At 63.9% G+C, this 19,889-nt stretch carries 17 protein-coding genes and 1 pseudogene; 15 read left to right on the plus strand and 3 right to left on the minus strand.

The features are described 5' to 3' along the window. The first annotated feature begins 593 nt into the window (after positions 1-593). The 9 genes from rpsP (at position 594) to D6C00_RS12630 (ending at position 8,030) form a co-directional block, all read left to right on the plus strand. Positions 594-845, plus strand: coding sequence for a 30S ribosomal protein S16 (gene rpsP, locus D6C00_RS12590; protein WP_096366894.1), 252 nt, complete (start codon positions 594-596; stop codon positions 843-845). A 34-nt stretch (positions 846-879) separates the two neighbouring features. Then, positions 880-1,377: a ribosome maturation factor RimM gene (rimM, locus tag D6C00_RS12595; RefSeq protein WP_125182022.1), complete on the plus strand. Its 498-nt coding sequence runs from the start codon at positions 880-882 to the stop codon at positions 1,375-1,377. 28 nt (positions 1,378-1,405) lie between these two features. Then, positions 1,406-2,179, plus strand: a complete 774-nt coding sequence (trmD, locus tag D6C00_RS12600; RefSeq protein WP_399361011.1) for a tRNA (guanosine(37)-N1)-methyltransferase TrmD — start codon at positions 1,406-1,408, stop codon at positions 2,177-2,179. Beyond that, positions 2,176-2,520, plus strand: coding sequence for a 50S ribosomal protein L19 (gene rplS, locus D6C00_RS12605; protein ID WP_125182024.1), 345 nt, complete (start codon positions 2,176-2,178; stop codon positions 2,518-2,520). Before trmD ends, rplS begins: the two co-directional genes overlap by 4 nt. A 230-nt stretch (positions 2,521-2,750) precedes the next feature. Further along, the gene (locus tag D6C00_RS12610) at positions 2,751-4,517 is read left to right on the plus strand and encodes a hypothetical protein (RefSeq protein ID WP_125182025.1); all 1,767 of its coding nucleotides are present in this window, start codon (positions 2,751-2,753) and stop codon (positions 4,515-4,517) included. Next, positions 4,504-5,010, plus strand: coding sequence for a methylated-DNA--[protein]-cysteine S-methyltransferase (locus D6C00_RS12615; protein ID WP_125182026.1), 507 nt, complete (start codon positions 4,504-4,506; stop codon positions 5,008-5,010). The genes D6C00_RS12610 and D6C00_RS12615 overlap by 14 nt, the downstream gene beginning before the upstream one ends. 126 nt (positions 5,011-5,136) lie before the next feature. Continuing rightward, entirely contained in the window at positions 5,137-7,017 is a 1,881-nt protein-coding gene (htpG, locus tag D6C00_RS12620) for a molecular chaperone HtpG (RefSeq protein WP_125182027.1), read from the plus strand. A gap of 3 nt (positions 7,018-7,020) precedes the next feature. Further along, positions 7,021-7,650: a DsbA family oxidoreductase gene (locus tag D6C00_RS12625; protein ID WP_125182028.1), complete on the plus strand. Its 630-nt coding sequence runs from the start codon at positions 7,021-7,023 to the stop codon at positions 7,648-7,650. Further along, the gene (locus D6C00_RS12630) at positions 7,647-8,030 is read left to right on the plus strand and encodes an RNA-binding S4 domain-containing protein (RefSeq protein WP_170165452.1); all 384 of its coding nucleotides are present in this window, start codon (positions 7,647-7,649) and stop codon (positions 8,028-8,030) included. Before D6C00_RS12625 ends, D6C00_RS12630 begins: the two co-directional genes overlap by 4 nt. Positions 8,031-8,199: 169 nt before the next feature. Here the strand turns inward: D6C00_RS12630 and D6C00_RS12635 are convergent, their stop codons facing one another. Beyond that, positions 8,200-8,814, minus strand: coding sequence for a TetR/AcrR family transcriptional regulator (locus D6C00_RS12635; protein WP_125182030.1), 615 nt, complete (start codon positions 8,812-8,814; stop codon positions 8,200-8,202). Positions 8,815-8,917: 103 nt separating this feature from the next. Here D6C00_RS12635 and D6C00_RS12640 point away from each other — a divergent pair, with 103 nt between their 5' ends. After that, positions 8,918-9,946, plus strand: a complete 1,029-nt coding sequence (locus tag D6C00_RS12640) for an NAD-dependent epimerase/dehydratase family protein (protein WP_125182031.1) — start codon at positions 8,918-8,920, stop codon at positions 9,944-9,946. Positions 9,947-10,044: 98 nt separating this feature from the next. Here the strand turns inward: D6C00_RS12640 and D6C00_RS12645 are convergent, their stop codons facing one another. Both D6C00_RS12645 and D6C00_RS12650 read right to left on the minus strand, forming a co-directional pair. Then, a complete protein-coding gene (locus tag D6C00_RS12645; protein ID WP_125182032.1) occupies positions 10,045-10,887 on the minus strand; it encodes a universal stress protein in 843 nt (280 codons plus the stop codon). 15 nt (positions 10,888-10,902) lie between these two features. Then, positions 10,903-12,385: pseudogene (locus tag D6C00_RS12650) on the minus strand (SulP family inorganic anion transporter). A gap of 1,550 nt (positions 12,386-13,935) precedes the next feature. Here D6C00_RS12650 and D6C00_RS12655 point away from each other — a divergent pair. The 5 genes from D6C00_RS12655 (at position 13,936) to D6C00_RS12675 (ending at position 19,785) form a co-directional block, all read left to right on the plus strand. Beyond that, positions 13,936-14,268, plus strand: coding sequence for a hypothetical protein (locus D6C00_RS12655; RefSeq protein WP_125182033.1), 333 nt, complete (start codon positions 13,936-13,938; stop codon positions 14,266-14,268). 73 nt (positions 14,269-14,341) lie between these two features. After that, positions 14,342-15,388, plus strand: coding sequence for an AAA family ATPase (locus tag D6C00_RS12660; protein ID WP_125182034.1), 1,047 nt, complete (start codon positions 14,342-14,344; stop codon positions 15,386-15,388). 12 nt (positions 15,389-15,400) lie between these two features. Next, positions 15,401-16,624: a vWA domain-containing protein gene (locus D6C00_RS12665; RefSeq protein ID WP_125182035.1), complete on the plus strand. Its 1,224-nt coding sequence runs from the start codon at positions 15,401-15,403 to the stop codon at positions 16,622-16,624. A 224-nt stretch (positions 16,625-16,848) separates the two neighbouring features. Continuing rightward, positions 16,849-17,769, plus strand: coding sequence for an HDOD domain-containing protein (locus D6C00_RS12670; protein ID WP_125182036.1), 921 nt, complete (start codon positions 16,849-16,851; stop codon positions 17,767-17,769). Between the two features lie 567 nt (positions 17,770-18,336). Further along, the gene (locus D6C00_RS12675; RefSeq protein ID WP_125182037.1) at positions 18,337-19,785 is read left to right on the plus strand and encodes a diguanylate cyclase; all 1,449 of its coding nucleotides are present in this window, start codon (positions 18,337-18,339) and stop codon (positions 19,783-19,785) included. The last annotated feature ends 104 nt before the right edge of the window (positions 19,786-19,889 follow it).

The raw sequence follows: 19,889 nt of genomic DNA on the forward strand, positions 1-19,889 counted from the left end.
TTGTCAGGCTGCTGCTAAAACCCGTTATGTTTTTTTATCCGGGCAACTCCTCCATTTCTTGTTCGTTGTGAAACTCGACTCCACCAACTGGATTCTTGTTGTTGTGTGAGTCTCTTGGAGCAATGCCTGTGCCAGTTTTTGTTTCATTTTGAACATCAATGAGTTGGGGTGAAACAGTCAGTTCCTGGCAGTTCTCGGGGTGCAAAATGAAAAATATTTCGACACCCAATCCCTTTTGCCATGTCCGGTATTGATCATAAAAATAAATTCAAAAACAATAGCTAAGAATAAATATAAGAATTTATTAATATTTATTCTATTCCATGTAAGAGATTTCGACGCATGCGCCGGAGCCTGGCCCGGTCGGGCGTGGCCCGTGGGGCAGGGCGTTTTTTGTGTAAGTGTTTTCGACAATCCGGGGGGCGGACCGACTACCGGTCGCCTGGCCAGGGCGCGGACGGGATGCCCGGGCTTCACATTTTCTGGAAATTGCGTAGAATGCGCCGTTTACCGAATCTGGGCGCCGCCGGAGGGCGGTCCTTTGGCTGTATCGATTCAGCAGGCACCAAGCAACAACAGAGGTCAGGATAAGCATGGTCACGATACGACTGGCGCGCGGTGGCGCCAAAAAGCGTCCCTTCTACCACATTGTGGTGACGGACAACCGCAATCGCCGTGATGGCCGCTACATCGAGCGGGTGGGGTTTTTCAATCCCATCGCCAGTGGTCAGGACGTCAAGCTGCAGATGGACCAGGAACGCATCGGTTACTGGCTGTCCAAGGGCGCCAAGGCCTCCGAGCGGGTGGCCAAGCTGATCGAACAGGACCGCGCCAGCGCGGCCTGAATTTCCGCTGCCTCAGGGCAGGGCGGGGGGTTGCGTGAGCAGGGTCGTCCTCGGTCGTGTCAGCGGTTTGTTCGGTATACACGGCTGGGTGAAGGTCTTTTCGCATACCGAACCGCGGGAGAATATCGCCACCTACCGCAGCTGGTACCTGCAGTGCGACGGTGAGTGGCAGACGGCCCGGGTCGAACAGGGCCGGCGCCACGGCAAGGGTGTGGTGGTCAAGCTGGCCGGGGTCGAGGACCGCGATCAGGCCGCAGCCCTGATCGGCTGCGACATCGCCATCGATCGCGAACAGCTGCCGCCGCTGCCCCCGGGCGAGTATTACTGGACCGACCTGGAAGGACTGCGGGTGGTCACGCTGGAGGGAACCGAACTGGGCCGGGTCAGCCATCTGTTCGCCACCGGTGCCAACGACGTGCTGGTGGTGCAGGGGGAGCGCGAACGCATGCTGCCCTTCGTGCAGCCGGACGTGATCCGGCAGGTGGATCTGGAACAGGGCCTGATCGAGGTCGACTGGGATCCGGACTTCTGACCCCGTCGCATCTCAGGAACAGGTGACCATGCTGCGAATCGATGTCCTCACCCTGTTCCCGGAACTGGTGGAGGCCGTGGTGCACAGCGGCGTGGTCCGCCGCGCCGCCGAACGCGGCCTGCTGCAGCTGGCGTGCTGGAATCCGCGGGACTATACCCACGACCGGCATCGCACGGTCGATGACCGGCCCTACGGCGGCGGTCCCGGCATGGTGATGCTGTACCAGCCGCTGGCCGATGCCCTGGCCGCGGCCCGGGCGGCGGATCCGGAACCGGCCCGGGTGGTGTATCTCTCGCCCCAGGGCCGGCGGCTGGATCAGTCCGGGGTCGGGCACCTGAGCAGCCAGGGGCGCCTGATCCTGGTGGCCGGGCGTTACGAGGGCATCGACGAGCGCTTCATCGAGGCGCATGTCGACGAGGAATGGTCCATCGGCGACTATGTCCTGAGCGGCGGTGAGCTGCCGGCCATGGTGCTGATCGACGCCCTGACCCGGCAGCTGCCGGGGGTGCTGGGCGATGAGGACTCGGCGGCACAGGATTCGTTCATGAACGGCCTGCTGGACTGCCCGCACTACACCCGTCCGGAGCTGATCGCGGACCGGGCGGTGCCGGAGCTGCTGCTGCAGGGCAATCATGCCGCGATCGAGCGCTGGCGGCTGATGCAGGCATTGGGCCGCACCTGGCAACGGCGGCCGGACCTGCTGGAACAACGGGATCTGACGGATGAGCAGCGCAGGCTGCTTGAAGAATTCATCGAACAATCGGGTATCAACGACAGCGATGCTGGTAGGGGAAGGTCATGAGTAACATCATCCAGGAACTGGAACAGGAACAGATGGGGCGTGAGATCCCGGAATTCGCCGCGGGTGACACGGTCGTGGTCAACGTAAAGGTGGTCGAGGGCAGCCGTGAGCGTATCCAGGCCTTTGAAGGCGTGGTCATCGCCAAGCGCAACCGCGGCCTGCATTCGGCCTTCACCGTGCGCAAGGTCTCGCACGGCGAGGGTGTGGAGCGTGTGTTTCAGACCTACAGCTCCAGCATCGACAGCATCAAGGTCAAGCGTCGCGGCGACGTGCGCCGGGCCAAGCTCTACTACCTGCGCGAGCGCTCCGGCAAGTCGGCGCGGATCAAGGAAAAGATCTGACCCCGTTCCTGCCGGAACGAAGCTCACAGAGACGCCATGCGATCCGCTCGCATGGCGTTTTTTTTCGGCACGAGGCAATATACAGGCCGCTGTCCGGCAGAGTGCAGGTTGGGCTGCGCGCAGCGAAACCCAATACAAACAGTGTCGGTCTAGAGTCTTGGCCTATCGTTTTTCCCGTCATTCCGGCCTGCGCCGGAATGACGGGGTTGGTATATTGATTTGCATAACCGATGCCCAATCCCAACCTGAAAGCCTTCCTGCTGCTGGCACTGCTCTGCGCCAGCCCGTCATTGCCCGCCGACGAGTTGCAGGCGGTGATGGACCTGGCCCGCGCCGGTGCCCATGGTCTGGCCCTGCAGGAAATGGACGCCCGCCAGCCTGACTTTCAGACCGACCCGTCCGGCTGGATTCGTTGGGAACGGGAACGTCTGTATGTACTGGAACTGCGGCGCGACTGGGAGGGCGTTGTGGCGCGTGCCCGCCAGGCCCCGGCGGATATCCCCGACAGCCTTGTCCACGAATTCATTACCCGGCGGGCCGAGGCCGAGCTGGCACTGGGGCGGGTGGCCGAGGCCCGACAGCTGCTGCGCCGCGGTCTGTGGGAGGCGTCCGCGCCGGCGGCGGTGCGCCAGCACTGGCGCCGGCTGCTGGTGCGCGGTTATCTCCAGGAGAATGCAGTGGCCGATGCCCGGGCCGCCATGCTGCGCTACCAGCAGGATTACGCCGACACCAGCCCGGAGTGGTATCTGCTGAGTGGCCGGGTGCTGCTGCGCGCCGAGCGCCACGCCCAGGCGCTGGAACTGCTGCGCGGGGTCGATGATGCCCGCGTGCGGCCCTACCGCTGGCTGGCCCGGTTGCACACGGAGCCGGACAGCGCCGAGGCTGTCGCCGCGGAGATCGATAAGGTCCTGGCGCAGGCGGAGACATCCGAGCCGCTTCAGCAGGCCCGGCTGTGGGCGGTGCGGGCCCGCATCAGCGCACTCCGCGAGACCTACGCGGAGCAGGTCCGGGCGCTGGAGGCCGGCCTGGCGCTGGGTGTGGCGACCGACCCGGCCCTGTTCGAACTCAATGGCGAGGCCCTGTGGGGCGCCTACCTGGCCTGGGGCGGACAGCTCGGCAACGCCGAGCAGCTGCTGATCGGTCAGGATGAGCGCTGGTATTTCGCCGCCACCGAGGCGATGGAAGACCAGCCGCGCCGGGCCCGGGCCCTGTTCGCGCTGCTGGCCCTGCAGGGCCAGACCGGGGAGCACCGCGAGCTCGCCCACGAGTACCTGGCCAAGCTGGTCCTGGCGCAGCCCGGCGGCGGCAACCTGCTGTATGGGCTCTATCTGGACAGTTCGCAGTTTCCGCGGATTGCGGATATCCCGCCCGTGGTGCGCTATCTTCTGGTGGACGTGGCGCTGGACCGACAGGACCTGGAGGCCGCCGCGGCCCTGATGCAGGGGCTGGCCGCGCCGGCGGCGGAGCGGCAGTTCGCCTGGCAGCTGCGCCGCGCCCGGGTGCTGGTCCTGACCGGGGAGATCGCCGCCGGGGTGGCGCTGCTGAATGATCTGCTGGGCGGCCAGGCCGACTGGGAGGCGGGCGCACATGACCGGTTCCTGCAGGTGATCTTCGACCTGCAGCGCCTGAAGGAGCACGAACGGGCCATCACCCTGCTCGAGCGTATCGATCCGGCCGGGCTGGCGCTGCAGGGCCGGCGTGAGCTGCTGTTCTGGCTGGGCGAGTCCCATGCCGCGCTGGATCAGCCGCGCACGGCCGCGGTCCATTTCCTGCGCTCGGCGATCCTGGCCGATCCGTATGCCATGGATCCCTGGGCCCAGACCGCCCGCTACCATGCCGCCCAGGCGCTGGCCGAGGCCGGGCTGCGCGCCGACGCGGCCAGCCTGCTGCGGGAGCTGCTCAGGGTGACCCGGGACAACAACCGGCGCGCCGTGCTGCGCCATGAACTGCAACAACTGGAGGCCGGACAGGATGCAGACCACGATGCCAGACCATGATTCGCTCCTCTATGCGGCAGTCTGCCGCTCCCCGGTGGGATGCCTGGGCATCCGCCTCGATGCGCGGGGGCGCCCGTGCGCCATCGACAGCCTGCCCGACACCACCGCTGCCGCGCCGCCGAGGCCGGGCGCGGCGGCGGACGTGCTCCACGCCCTCGAGGCCTATTTCAGCGACCCGGCCGCCGCCCTGCCGGTCCTCGATCTGGCCCCGGCCGGTACCGTCTTCCAGCAACGGGTGTGGCGGGCCCTGCAGGCCATTCCCTGCGGTGCGGTGCTGACCTACGGCGAGCTGGCCGCCGAGCTGGGCAGTGCCCCGCGCGCCGTCGGCCAGGCCTGCCGCCGCAATCCCGTCCCGGTGCTGGTGCCCTGCCACCGGGTCGTGGCCCGCAGCGGGATCGGTGGCTATGCCGGGGCCACCGCTGGGCCGCGGCTGGCAATGAAACAGTGGCTGCTGGCTCATGAGGGCCGGCAGGCAGAGCGTAGGTCGGGTTAGCCTGCAAGGCGTAACCCGACCTGCATTCACTGCCGGCACGTACTGGAGGCGGCCTTGAAAAGGTCGATGAGTGCCCCCATCTGCGCCCTGATCCGAATCGATAACTGACGGGAGGATTACCAGCCCATGACGGTCGCGGCACAGAAAGAGACCCTGGAATTCCAGACCGAGGTTCGCCAGCTCCTGAACCTCATGATCCATTCGCTGTATTCGAACAAGGAGATCTTCCTGCGCGAGCTGATCTCCAACGCCTCTGACGCCTGCGACAAGCTGCGCTTCGAGGCTCTGGGCGACGACGCCCTGTTCGAGGGCGAGACCGAACTGCGCATCCGCGTCGAATATGACAAGGAGGCGCGCACGGTCACGGTGAGCGACAACGGCATCGGCATGAACCGCGAGGAGGTGATCGAGAACATCGGCACCATCGCCAAGTCCGGCACCCGCCAGTTTCTCGAGGCCCTGTCCGGTGACAAGGCGAAGGATGCCAACCTGATCGGCCAGTTCGGCGTGGGTTTCTATTCCGCCTTCATCGTCGCCGACGAAGTCACCGTCACCACCCGCCGCGCCGGCCTGGGCCCCGAGCACGGCGTGCGCTGGATCTCAAAGGGCGAGGGGGAGTTCACCATCGAGAACGTCGACCGCCCGGGCCGCGGCACCGAGGTTACTCTGCACCTGCGCGAGGGCGAGGACGAGTTCCTCGAGCCCTTCCGCCTGCGCAACATCATCCACAAGTACTCCGACCACATCTCCCTGCCCATCGAGATGAAGGCCGAGGACAAGGACGAGTACGAGACCGTCAACAGCGCCTCCGCCCTGTGGGCGCGCCCGAAGAAGGAGATCAGCGACGAGGAGTACCGGGAGTTCTACAAGCACGTCGCCCACGACTTCGAGGAGCCGCTGACCTGGACTCACAATCACGTCGAGGGCAAACAGAGCTACACCTCGCTGCTGTATATTCCCAGACGCGCGCCCTTCGATCTGTACGAGCGCGAGCGCCGGCGTGGTATCAAGCTCTATGTGCGCCGGGTGTTCATCATGGACGACGCCGACCAGCTGATGCCGCAGTACCTGCGTTTCGTGCGCGGCGTGGTCGATTCCGACGACCTGCCGCTCAACATCTCGCGCGAGATCCTGCAGCACAACCGGATGATCGACACCATACGTGGCGCCTCGGTGAAGAAGGTGCTGGGGCTGCTGGAGGGCATGGCGAAGGACGAGCCGGAGAAATACCAGGACTTCTGGCAGCAGTTCGGCATGGTCATGAAGGAAGGCCCGGCCGAGGACTTCGCCAACCGCGAGCGTATCGCCAGACTGCTGCGCTTCGCCTCCACCCACAACGACGGCGCCGAGCAGACCGTCTCTCTGGACGACTACATCGCCCGCATGCAGGACGGCCAGGACAAGATCTACTACATCAGCGCCGAGAACCACACCGCCGCGCGCCACAGCCCGCACATGGAGGTGTTCCGCAAGAAGGGCATCGAGGTGCTGCTGCTCTCCGACCGGGTCGACGAGTGGCTGGTCTCGCACCTGACCGAGTATGACGGCAAGCCGCTGGTCTCCATCGCCAAGGGCGATCTTGATCTGGACCGGCTGGAAGACGAAAAGGAGCAGGAGGAGATCAAGCAGGCCGAGGGCGAGTTCAAGGACATCCTCGAGCGCATGCAGAAGGTCCTGGGCGAGGAGGTCAAGGAGGTGCGCCTCAGCCACCGTCTCACCGACTCGCCGAGCTGCCTGGTGCTGGAGGAGAACGAGATGGCCATGCACCTGCAGCGGGTGCTCAAGCAGGCCGGCCACGATGTCCCGGTGTCGCAGCCGATCCTGGAAATCAATCCGACCCATGCCCTGGTCGCCCAGCTCAGGGCCGAGCAGGACGAGGCACAGTTCGGCGACTGGACCCGGGTGCTGTTCGAACAGGCCATGCTGGCCGAGGGCGGGCAGCTGGAGGACCCCGCCGCCTTCGTGCGCCGTCTCAACGGGCTGCTGCTGAAGGTCGCCGGGCAGTGAAGTGTGAGTGATGCCCGGCCCGAACTGCTGGTAACCGCCTTCTCGGACTACATCTGCCCGTTCTGCTATGTCGGCGACGCGCGGCTGAACCGGCTGCGCGAGGCCTTCCGGGTCAGGATCAACTGGTGCCTGCTGGAGATCCATCCGGAGACGCCGCCCGAGGGACAACCGGTGCGCGAGCTCGGCTATGACACGGAGACCTGGGAACGGCTGATGGCCGCCCTGGATGTGCTGGCCGCCGAGGAGGGCCTGCAGTTCGCCGAGCATACCTTTACCACGAATTCGCACCGGGCGCTGCTGCTGGCCGAGGCGGCCAAGGAACTGGGCGCGGCCAGCTTCTATCCCCTGCACCGGGCCCTGTTCGAGGCCTTCCTGCGTGACGGCCGCAACCTCGGCGACGAGGCGGTACTGCGTGCGATCATTGACGAACAGGGACTGGAGCAGTCGCTCGGCGATCAGGCCTGGTCCGATCCCCGCTTCGAGGACAATCTCAAACGCTACCGCCTGGCCGCAGCCCAGCTCGAGGTACATGCCACACCGACCTTTTTCATCGGCAGCCGGCGTCTGGACGGCGCCGTGTCCTTCGACGAGCTGTGGCAGGCCGCGCAGTTGGCCGCGGATGAATCCCAGTGACTGAAGCGAAGGTCCGCATCGACAAGTGGCTGTGGGCGGCCCGTTTCTTCAAGACCCGCAATCTCGCCACCGAGGCCGTCAGCGGCGGCAAGGTCCATCTCAACGACGGCCGGGTCAAGCCCTCGCACGGCCTCAAACCCGGTGACCGGCTGCGTATCCGCAAGGGTGAACTGGAATTCCGGATCGAGGTGACGGCGCTGTCCGAACGCCGCGGTTCAGCCAGCGAGGCGGAAACACTCTATCGCGAGGAACCGGACAGCATCGCCGCCCGCGAGGCCCGGCGCGACGAGCGTCGTCTGCAGCACAACGCCGCCCCCCAGCCCCACGGCCGCCCGGACAAGAAGGCCCGCCGCGAGTGGCGGCGGCTGACGGGCAAGTGAAGGGTTTGAACCCTAATGGTGAAGAAGGCGCGCGAAGGGGGCGATGCATGCAGGTTTGGTTGGTCGCGGCAGCGACGTAACCCAACAGGGTACAGCGCTTCAGCGGGTTTCAGCTTGCGCTGGAACGCCGAATTACGGGCCTGGATTCAACCCGTAAGTGCTATTCAACTCAGGTGTCAGACACAGGGTCAGGCAACACGGCCAGTGCCTGCTCAATCGTAGCGAGCAGGCGGTCCTGGCTGATGCCGACTTTGGCCATTACAGCCATGCCGCACATGATTGCAGTGAAATAATCCACCAGGCGATGGATATCCGTGTCCCCAGGAAGACTGCGACCCCGCAATTCCGCTTCGAGTCGGTCCTTCAGCAGGGTGAACGAGGACTGATCGACAGTCTCATGGATGGCGGCCACGACGGCCGGGGGCAGGGCGGCTATGTCACAGGTAACTGCGCTGTTTACCACCATGCAGCCGCCGGGGAGCCCGGGGGCGGTCAGCATTTCGGCGACAGAACGCAGGAAATTCCGCAGTGCCTGTTTCAGGTCTGCTTCTGCCGCCAGCGCCTCCGCGTGCCGAAGCAGCCGCTGTTCCCGATAGCGCTGCAACGTCTTGAGATACAGCTGCTCCTTATTGCCAAAGGCTGAATACAGGCTGGGTTTGCTGATACCCATGGCCCGCGTCAGTTCCGTCAGCGATGCGTTCTGATAGCCATTACGCCAGAAAACATCCAATGCGGCATCAAGTGCCTGTTCTATATTGAAATTCCTGGGTCGTCCGCGTTCCATGAGTCAGTGTTGGCTCGGTCAGGTGAGTATTGCTTGACTATTATTATACCGATCGGTATTTTATTTACCAAGTGGTACAAAAATAAACGGGAGGAGGGATGACATGGTCGAGTCAGGCAAGCTGCGTGTACTGGTCACCGGGGCAACGGGTTTTCTGGGTGGAAACATTCTCAGGGCACTGAGGCAGCATTCGGGGGTCGAGCCCGTCGCCGCCTGTCGGAACGCATCGAGGCTCGATGCACAGGATGCTGAAAATGCACGGATCGGCGATCTCCTTGATCCGGCGTACCGGAGAGAACTGCTCAGGGATATCGATGTCGTGTGCCATGCCGGCACCTGGGCTTCCATGTGGGGGCATAAGCGTCTCGAACGGAGCCGGTTTTTCGAGCCCACCTGTGACCTGATCGAGCAGGCAATAGAGCAGGGGGTGAAACGCTTCCTGATGGCCAGCACGGTTGTGATCGGTGAAGTCACCGCTACCGGGGGGATGCATGACGACTTCTCTGCGAAGCGGCATACCGGTTTCTGGCCGCATCTGGATTACCTGATGGATGTCGATGACTATATGCGGATCAACAGTTGCCGCGGTACCCGGATGGTCACCCTGCGTCTGGGGCATTTCGTGGGTGCGGGAAACCGGCTGGGGATGTTGCCGGCTATCGTGCCGCGGCTGAAAACCTATCTTGTACCCTGGCTCGGCGGAGGCAGGAAACACCTGCCGCTGGTCGCAGACACCGATCTGGGCCGCGCCTTCACGCTGGCGGCCACGACTGAAAACCTCAACGACTATGAATCCTTCAATATCTGTGGCAGGGATTTTCCAACCCTGCGGGAGGTTGTAAGTTATATCGCGCAACAGGCGGGAGTGCCGAAGCCGGTATATGGCGTGCCTTACCGGGCGGGTTATATGTTTGGCTGGCTGATGGAGGCGCTCAAACCGGTTCTACCCGGCTCTTCTCCCTTTCTGACGCGCTCCATTGTCCACCTGTGTGAGGATTGGATATGCCCCACCGGGTATGCTGAGCAAAAACTCGGGTACGTGCCGCAGAAAGACTGGCGGGTCGCTGTCGATGAACACCTGGCCGACCTGAAAAGCGATGGTTATCCCTGGCCGGCGCTGTGTCAGCCGTAATTGTGGTTCACGATCAAGAAGCCCCTGAATTGATGTTTTCTTCCAGTGCGCGCCTGATCAATGTGTGTACTTTGTGGTGAATTGATTCTCCCGTCATCTCAGCGCAGCAGCAGCACCGGAACCGAGGCGTTGCGCATGACGCTGGTGGTGGTGCTGCCGACCAGGAAGCGACGGATTACGGAATGGCCGTAGGCGCCCATCACCAGCAGGTCGATGTCATGGGCCGCGCGGTAATCGCACAGCTGCCGTTCGACCTCGCCGCCGAGCAGTGCGGTCGGCGCCTCGAAACCGGCCCTCTCCAGAATACCTTGCGCCCACGCCAGCTGTTCACGGTTGGCCTCGGAGTCGCTGCCGATCATGATCACATGGCAGGGCAGGCCGCGGAACAGGGGGCTGCTGGCGACCATCTCCACCCCCTTGCGGGTGGTGGCGCTGCCGTCGAAGGCCAGCATCACCCGCTGCGGCGGGGTGAACTGCGCCGTGGTGATCAGGATCGGCCGATGCATTGTGCGCACCACGCTCTCCAGCCGGCTGCCGACATGCTCGCCGAGGTTCTCGTCGTGCTTGCCCATGACCAGCAGGCGGATCGTGTCTTCCATCTCCGCCAGCGTCTCCACCAGGCTGCCGTGGCGCTGCCGGCTGGTCGGGTGCTCGACCCCCTGGGCGCTGGCGCGCGCCACTGCCGCTTCCAGCATCAGCTTGCCCTGTTCCAGGGCCAGCCGACCGCGTTGCTCGTCCAGCGCGGCCAGTTCCTCCAGCAATGCCTCGCGGCTGCCCAGGCCGATATTGCCGCTGAGGTTGCGTTGTTCCGGGAATTCTGACTTCTCCAGCACATGCAGGAATTCCAGCGGCGCGCCCAGCCGCAGGCTGGCCCAGGCGCCGTAGTCGCAGACGGCGGCGGAGACATCGGTGCCATCGATGCAGGTGATTACATTTGTCATAGCGTTGCTCCCGTCTCAATGGCTCATCAGTTTTTCCACGGCGTCGGGCTTGTCGTGCACGGCGAACTTGTCGACGATGGTGGCGCTGGCCTCGTTGAGACCGATGATCTCCACCTCGGTGCCCTCGCGGCGGAACTTGATCACCACCTTGTCCAGCGCGGCCACGGCGGTGATGTCCCAGAAATGCGCCTGGCACAGGTCGATGACGACCCTGTCCACGGCCCACGGAAGTCGAAGAATTCCACGAACTTGTCCGCCGAGGCAAAGAATACCTGGCCGACCACCCGGTAGGTACGGGTCGATTCGTCCTCGCTGAGTTCGGAGACGACATACTTGTACTGCCCGACCTTGTTGGCGAAGAACATGGCCGCCAGCAGCACTCCGACGAATACGCCCCAGGCCAGGTTGTGGGTGGCGACCACCACCACCACCGTGTGGTGAGCATGACGATGTTGGTACTCATCGGATGGGCCTTCAGGTTGCGCAGCGACTCCCAGCTGAAGGTGCCGATGGCGACCATGATCATGACGGCGACCAGCGCCGCCATCGGGATCGCGCGACCAGCAGGCTCCCAGGAACACCACCATCAGCAGCAGAAAGACACCGGCCGCCAGAGTGGACAGCCGGGTGCGCCCGCCCGATTTCACGTTGATCACGGACTGGCCGATCATGGCGCAGCCGGCCATGCCGCCAATGAGCCCGGAGGCGATGTTGGCCACGCCCTGGCCCTTGCATTCGCGGTTCTTGTCGCTGCTGCTGTCGGTCAGGTCATCGACGATGGTCGCCGTGCAGGAGCGATTCCAGCAGGCCGACCATGCCAGGGAGACGGAATAGGGGGAAGATGATGTCAGGGGTCCCTCGAAATTGAGCGGGACCTCGGGCACAGGAACACCGGCAGGGTGTCCGGCAGCCGACCCATGTCGCCCACGGTGCGGATGTCCAGCTCCAGCAGCATGGCCACCGCGGTCAGCACGACGATGGTCACCAGCGGCGAGTGCACGGCCCGGGTCAGATAGGGGAACAGATAGATGATGCCCAGTCCCGCCGCGGTCATGGCGTAGACGTGCCAGGTCACGTTGGTGAGTTCGGGTAGCTGCGCCATGAAGATGAGGATGGCCAGCGCGTTGACGAAGCCGGTGACCACCGAGTGTGACACGAAGCGCATCAGGGAACCGAGCCTGAGATAGCCGGCGACGATCTGCAGGAGTCCTGTAAGCAGGGTGGCCGCGAGCAGGTATTCCAGTCCGTGTTCCTTCACCAGGGTCACCATCAGCAGGGCCATGGCGCCGGTGGCCGCCGAGATCATGCCTGGTCGGCCGCCGGTGAAGGCGATGACGACCGCGATGCAGAAGGAGGCGTACAGTCCCACCTTGGGATCCACACCGGCGATGATGGAAAAGGCGATTGCTTCCGGGATCAGCGCCAGTGCGACTACCATGCCCGCGAGCAGGTCGCCGCGCAGATTGCCGAACCAGTTCATTCTCAAGTATGTGCCCATCGGGTAATCCAGATACGGTGCAAGTCGCCCGTCCCCGGGCGGAGGAACGCCCGGAAATACAGGCCATGCCCCGGCGCAGACCGCGTCCGGGGGAAAGGTCAAAGTGGACAAAAGACATGTCGGAAAAACTACTTGGGGAATCAAACCCGGGGCATGCCACGCCCGCGGGCCTGGCAAAGAAGGCACTGTTGCCGGAAGGCGGGGAAGGTGTTACCCTTGGCGGAGGTTTCGACCGGAAAAACCCGGAAAATATTAGCATAACTTAGGTAAATAACGTCAATCCGGTCCCTGCGCATATCCCAGACCCGAGACGCCAAACTGCTGGAACCGTCGACGTGAATCATCGCGAACTGGCCGAACCGTCGCGGTGCGTCCGGTCGGCTTGATCGAGCGCGCAACCCGCCTTACGGCGGGGCGTTGCCGGTGGTTTCGTCGACGTGGGCGAGCGGCTGGAGGGCCGGCGGCCGGTGCGCGGAGGCGCGCAAATAGACTTTACTCGTTGTGGAAAGCTCAATTTCCTGTTAGGCTGCTATTCGGACCCGGGCCGGACCCGCGGGGGTCAACACGGTGAAGCGCGTCTATGTCCGGGCAGGCGGTCGGCGAGCCGCAGGGCGGCGGACGATGGCGAAGCATCTGGAGGTATTCATCCGCGTGGAATCCCACCGTCCCTGGCCTTCGATCACGATCGCATCCTGCGGAATTAATGTTTTCCGTTACCTGGAAGACCGGTGAGCCGGGCAAGCTGCATTCATGTAGGTCGGGTTTAGCCTGAAAGGCGTAACCCGAACCTACGTCAGACATCCCTTTCAGGCGTGGGCGACTTCCGGATATCCATGTATTTTTAGAGCACCCGCTGGCGCAGGGCTCGATGAGACCCAGTCCGCTTGCGGCCGATGCCGTGTCGATGGGATTGGGGATGTCGCTGCCGGTCGGGTCAGGTGGACTGGAACTGCAAAGCACATCGGCCACACCGGGGAAAGGCCCAGGAACACCCTGCTGCAAAAGGGCCGGAAGTGGCGCCTGCTGCTCATCATGGACCGGGTTTGACAAAAGGAATGAACATCGAAGGGGCCGGTGCAACAAAGGCTTCGGGCAGTTGGTTCCACGCCGACTGAAAACATGCTCGAGAGGGCAAAAGTGCTTGTTCACGCGCCAACCCACCAGGCCCCGGCAAAGTTGGAAAGGCGTCGGGTTCGATGTGCGGATGGCGGCTTGGGTAGCTGCGGGTGAACGCTGGCAGGCGGAACTTGAATGGCGAAAATTCACCCCGCCTGGTCGCGGCTTGCGCACCCAATTCCTGGTCGGTGCCGTCGTCGCGGGGCAGAGGTCCACGTCCCAGCTGTGTGGCGGCCAGAACGCGCCGGCAAGCGGGGGCCGGTTCGTTGCGCATGGAAAAGTGAACCAGGATGGCCAAACTCCGTCCCAGCAACGCTGAGAATCAAAAATGCAGAAAAGTGGAAATGCTGTCCTGATCCGCCAGCAGCAGGACGCAGGGTCCCCATGGCATCGAAGCGGTGGTTTTGTGCCAGCTGGTGCAGCGCCCTGCCGGCGTGGACCAGCAGTGGTCCAACCCAGAACCGGCGCTTTCGAAGTTTGCGTGCGGCGAATGCGCAAAGGGCTTCGTCCGTTCCTCGCAGACCAAATTCTCGGGCTGGTGCCCCATGTTGCCTCTTTTCGTTTTTTGTGTCGCAACCCAAGCCCTGACCTTGTTTATCGGCCGGCAAAACCCCGTGCCCGGCATGGTCCGCTGTTATCTGGATATCGACCTGCGGGCAGGTTTATTTAACCGCGTGCCGCCCCTGTCGGTGGTGCCGGGCCCGGTGTCGGCACAGGCTGAAAACCTTGAATTTTTCAGGGCCTTGGTCCATGCATTTTGGCGCTGATGTGCGTAAGATTGAGCTTTTGAGTCGATGTGCCGGTCAGGGCGACCGGCGGCTGAACCTGGATGGAGGATGCATGCGGCCCTCACAGTTGATGACGGTCCTGGAACGCGAATTTCTCAGCGCGGAAGAGGGTCACCACACCCCGGTGATGGTCTGGGGTCCGCCCGGCGTGGGCAAATCGCAGATGATCACCCAGATCGCGGAAAAGCACAGTGTGCCGGTGATCGACATCCGGCTGTCGCAGATGGAACCGAGCGACCTGCGCGGCATCCCGTTCCGGGTGGGGGATTTCGTGGAGTGGTCGGTGCCGGCCATCCTGCCCAATGCCGAGCGTCACGGCGAGGCCGGCATCCTGTTCCTGGACGAAATCACCTCGGCGCCGCCCAGCGTGTCCGCGGCGGCCTACCAGCTGATCCTGGATCGCCGCCTGGGCGAGTACCGGGTGCCGGACGGCTGGGCCATCTTCGCCGCCGGCAACCGCCAGGGCGACCGCGGCGTGACCTACACCATGCCCGCACCGCTGGCCAACCGCTTCTCCCACTTCGAGCTGGACGTGAATCTCGACGACTGGGTGGCCTGGGCCTATGCCAATGGTATCGACGAGCGCCTGATCGCCTTTCTGCGCTTCCGGCCCGAACTGCTGTTCGACTTCGACCCTGCCCACAACCCGGTGGCCTTCCCCTCGCCGCGCTCCTGGGAGTTCGCCCACCGCGCCCTGCACAAATTCGCCGGTCAGCCGCGGCTGCTGGTCGAGACCCTGCAGGCCTGCGTCGGTCCCTCGGCCGGCATCGAACTGGGTGCCTTCGTGGACAACCTGGACAAACTCCCGGACGTGGATGCTATCGTGCGCGGCGAGACCGTACCGGTGCCGAAGGAGACCGACCTGCAGTATGCCGTGGCCAGCGCCCTGGTCGGGCGGGCCATCCGCTACCGCGACACCGACGACGCCCAGGACGTGTACGGACACATCATCGATTATGCCGGCCAGTTTCCGGACCGGGAAATGGGCGTGATGCTGGTCTCGGACATGCACCGGGCCATCGGCCAGGAACTGTTCAACGTGCCCCAGTTCTCCAGCTGGGCCAGGGCGGTGGCCGACGTCATGCTCTACGACATGTGAGGCTGAACGGGCATGGCGGCGGATGTCGAAACCAAACTGAGCGCGGCCCGCACCCGGCTGATTCTGGACAAGCCCTTTCTGGGCGCACTGGTGCTGCGCCTGCCCATGGTCGCGGCCGACCCGAAGTGGTGCAGAACCACTGCCACCGACGCGCGCAAGTTCTACTACAACCCCCAGTACATCGACAGTCTGAGTCTGGAGCAGGCCCAGTTCATGCTGGCCCACGAGGCGTTGCACTGCGCCCTGTCGCACTTCGCCCGCCGCCAGCACCGGGTCAAGCATCGCTGGGACCTGGCCTGTGACCTGGCCGTCAATCCGCTGCTGATCAAGGACGGTCTGAAACCGCCGCCCAACGCCCTGATCATGGACGCGTTCGACGGCATGACCGCCGAGGAGATCTACCCGGCCCTGGATGACCTGGACGATGAGCCCGAGACCCTCGACGATCATCTCTACGACAGCGACGAGGCCGAGGGCGGCCGGGGCGGCAGCGGCGGCGACGGTCAGCCGCAGGACGACGACGGCGGTGACGGCGGGGATGCCTCCGAGGGCGAGCTGGATCCGTCCGCCGGCGGCGCGCCCCAACCCAAACCGCTCACCGAGGCGGAGAAGGAACAGCTGCAGGTGCAGTGGCAGCAGCGTCTGGCCGGCGCGGCCCAGCAGGCCATGCAGGCCGGCAAGCTCAGCGGCGGCATGGCGCGCCTGGTCGATCACCTGCTCGCGCCCAAGCTGCCCTGGCGCATGCTGCTGGCCAGGTACCTCACCTCGGTGGCCCGCGATGACTACAACTATTCCCGCCCCTCGCGGCGCGAGGGGTCGGCCATCCTGCCCAGCCTGCGCAGCGCCCAGGTCGAGGTGGTGGTGGCGCTGGATACCAGCGGGTCCATCAGCCCCGAGGAGATGGCCGAGTTCGTCACCGAGATCGATGCCATCAAGGGCCAGGTCCGTGCCCGCATCACCCTGCTGGTGTGTGACTCCGAGCTGGCCGGGGACGGACCCTGGGAATACGAGCCCTGGGAGGCGTTCCGGCTGCCGCGCGACTTCAAGGGTGGCGGCGGCACCCGCTTCACCCCGGTGTTCGATTTCGTCGCCCGCCGCGACCGCGCCCCCGACCTGCTGGTCTATTTCACCGACGCCGAAGGCGAGTTTCCCAGGCAGGAGCCCCCCTATCCGGTGCTGTGGCTGGTCAAGGGCAAGGCCGGGGTACCCTGGGGGCAGCGGGTGCAGCTCAACTGATCCGGGGCCGGGTGGCGGCGGAAAGTGCCAACCCAGTCAAGAATTCGTCGTTCTCCGCGTCCTGTCTCCCTCCGAATGTGATCCAGTTCCGCTTTGGCGTTCAAGGGCCTGCGCCGGCCTGACGTTACCCGGGATGAGCGCGGACCGATTGGAATGCATGTTGCTACAGTCCGGTACTGCCGCCCCATTGTTGCCGCTACAGACCGACAGGATCGATCGCCATCATGCTGCCAGAGACCGCTGACCAGTCCGCCCGCGACGGCGATATCTGCCGTCGGATCGAATGCGTCTACGAACTGCCGCCCATGCCGGAGATGGCGCAGCGGGTGCTCGCTCTGCGCAATGACCCGGATGCCGATATCAGCGACCTGGCCGCCATTGTCGAACTCGATCCCAGTCTGGCCGCCCAGGTGGTGCGCTATGCCACCTCGCCCCTGCATGGCTACCGCGGCCGCATCAGCTCCATCCATGACGCCATCACCCGGGTACTGGGTTTCGACCTGGTCATGAATATGGCGCTGGGACTGGCCACCGGCCGCTCCTTCCGCAATCCCGCCGAAGGACCGCTGGGTCTGCACGCCTTCTGGCGCCACGCCGTCTACAGCGCCACCCTGGCTCAGGGCATCGCGCGGCGCATGCCGCGCGACCTGCGCCCGGAACCTGGTATGACCTACCTGGCGGGGCTGCTGCACAACTTCGGTTTTCTGCTGCTTGGTCACCTGTTTCCGCCCGAGTTCAAGCTGCTCAACAAGCTGGTTGCCGCCCAGCCGGAAGCCGCGGTGACGGCACTGGAACGGTGCCTGCTGGGCATGGGGCAGGCGCGGGATGCCTTCGAACTGGGGCATACCCGGCTGGGCGCCTGGTTGATGCAGTCCTGGCAGATGCCAGCCGAGATCCGGGTGGCGGTCTGTGAACACCACAATCCGGACTATTCCGGTGAACACGCCGTGTATTCCCACCTGGTACTGCTGACCGATCACCTGCTGAAACGCCATGACATCGGCGATGCACCGCATGGCGAGCTGCCGGGCACCAGCTTGGCGCAGGTCGGGGTCGAGGAGGCCGTGCTGGAGGAGCTTGCCGCAACCCTGATCGAGCAGGGTGACGAACTCGAGGGCATGGCGGGGACCCTTGCCGGAGGCTGATCAGGCCCGGTTTTGCCCTTTGCGCGTGCCAAAAAAACGGCACGAATTGCCTGTTGCCACAACGAAAATTCAATCCGGGCAATTAGAAATATTTATGGTTAAATGTAAGTTATCTCTTACAGAAAAATCAGAAAATTAATATATTAGAAATGATAAATTTATTTTCTTCGCCTATAAGATTTTAATATTAAATATAATTATTCCAGCGTTGTCGGAAAGACGCCGATGATTTGTCGGTGTTTGTCATAGCAAAAATTTAACAGAACCGGTGTAAAGTTTTTCAGACGTACCTGGCGGTCATTGTCCTTTTCCGGGGATCGGGGTAACTTACCCACAGCTACGATCTTCGGGGAAAGGGGCTATCCCTGCGGATCGTCAAATTACAGGCGGGTGATGCAGGACCAGCCCAGGCTGGGGGCCGAATAATAACGGTATAAGAACCAGTAACTCACGCAGTCTATACCGCGGCATACGCAACCTCATCTCGGGATTTCCTCGCTTGCTTCTTTTTCGGGCGGTATTCGCCCATGGTATTGCACAGGGACGTGATGGACGGGGACCGTGATCATGACCGGTGCAGAGGAAAAACCAACCACCACAGTGACCGGAGCAGGAACCAAGATCCTGCGCCTGATCGCGGCCCTGCGTCAGAGCGGGGCGGGTGCCCTGATCTACAACCAGGTCGAGTCCATGCTGCTCGACCTGCAGACTGAAAGCTGCGATGTCCAGACCGCCTATGCTGCCATTGCGGCCGGCCTGCTGGACGCCTGGATCCGGATGCTGCCCGCCGGCCATCCCCTGCAGGTGCAGCTGCGCCTGTTGCAGAACCAGATCCAACCGCCCCTGTCCCATGCCGAGCTGCAGGCGCTGCGGCTGAGCATCGACCGACTGCCCGAGCAGGCGCCTCATCCCGCCGACATCGATCCCGCCGTACTCGGCCAGGCCGTGCGTCCGTTGCTGGAGGCCTTCGGTATCGAGAGCCAGTCGGCGCCGGACGCCACGGCCCAGGCTTCCGGCCCCGGGGAAGAGACGCAGTCGACGCCGGCGGCCGAGGCGGAACCGGAGGCGTCGCCGCAGGAGAGCCCCAGGGCCGTTCTCCGACGCGAAACTCCGGAGACGGGCGGTCCTGAGTTCTCCGAGGCCGAGCTGAACGAGGAGCAACGCGACAGCCTGCGCCGGCGCGGCATCGACGAACTGCAGGCCGGCCTGGCCCAGCATGTGCTCGAATCCATCAACCAGAACCAGGAATTCGGCGTGCTGCTGGACGTGGTCTCCAACGAGCTCAAACAGTCCGAGAGCATCGGGCAGCTGGAGGACCTGCGCTGGACCCTGCTGCGCGAGGTCGAAAAGCTGGTCGCCGGCAACCGGGAACTGGCCGAGAAACTGGATCATACCCATCAGTATCTGCGGGTGCTGGAGTCCGACAGCCGCCAGCTCAGCGACGAGCTGTCACACGTGCGCATGCTGAGCCTGACCGACGAGCTGACCGGCCTGTCCAATCGGCGTGCCTTTCTGCGCCGGCTGGAGGACGAAGTAGCGCGCGTCCAGCGCTACGGTTTTCCGCTCACCCTGGCGCTGATCGACCTGGATCACTTCAAGGAGGTCAATGACGAGTACGGTCACGCCGCCGGCGACGAGGTGCTGCGGGTCTATTCCAAGAACATCCTGTCCATCTTCCGCCACCACGACCTGGTGGCGCGCTACGGCGGCGAGGAATTCGCCGTGCTGCTGCCCAACACCGACATCGACGGCGCCAGCCGGGCCCTGCACAAGGTGGCCGAACGCTGCAAGGAAACCCGCTGGCAGGTCAATGGCGAGGCGCATCCCGTGCCGACCTTCTCCGCCGGCCTGGCGCTGTACAAACCGGGCGAGACCTCCAGCGGTTTCATCGAGCGGGTGGACAAGGCGCTCTACCGCGCCAAGAGCCTGGGTCGTAACCGCATCGAGCTGGATATGACCTACCAGAGTCAGAATCAGAAAACCGCCGGCGGCCACAACGGCGACGCCACTGACTGAAAATCCCCGGGTTTTTCCCTGATCACCTCTTATCCGAGCGGGATTCGGCCGGCTTTACTGGGCATCGGGGCGGCCGGACCGTTATAATCCCTCTGAATACACCC

This window comes from Thiohalobacter thiocyanaticus (assembly GCF_003932505.1).
GTDB classification, from domain to species: Bacteria; Pseudomonadota; Gammaproteobacteria; order Thiohalobacterales; family Thiohalobacteraceae; genus Thiohalobacter; species Thiohalobacter thiocyanaticus.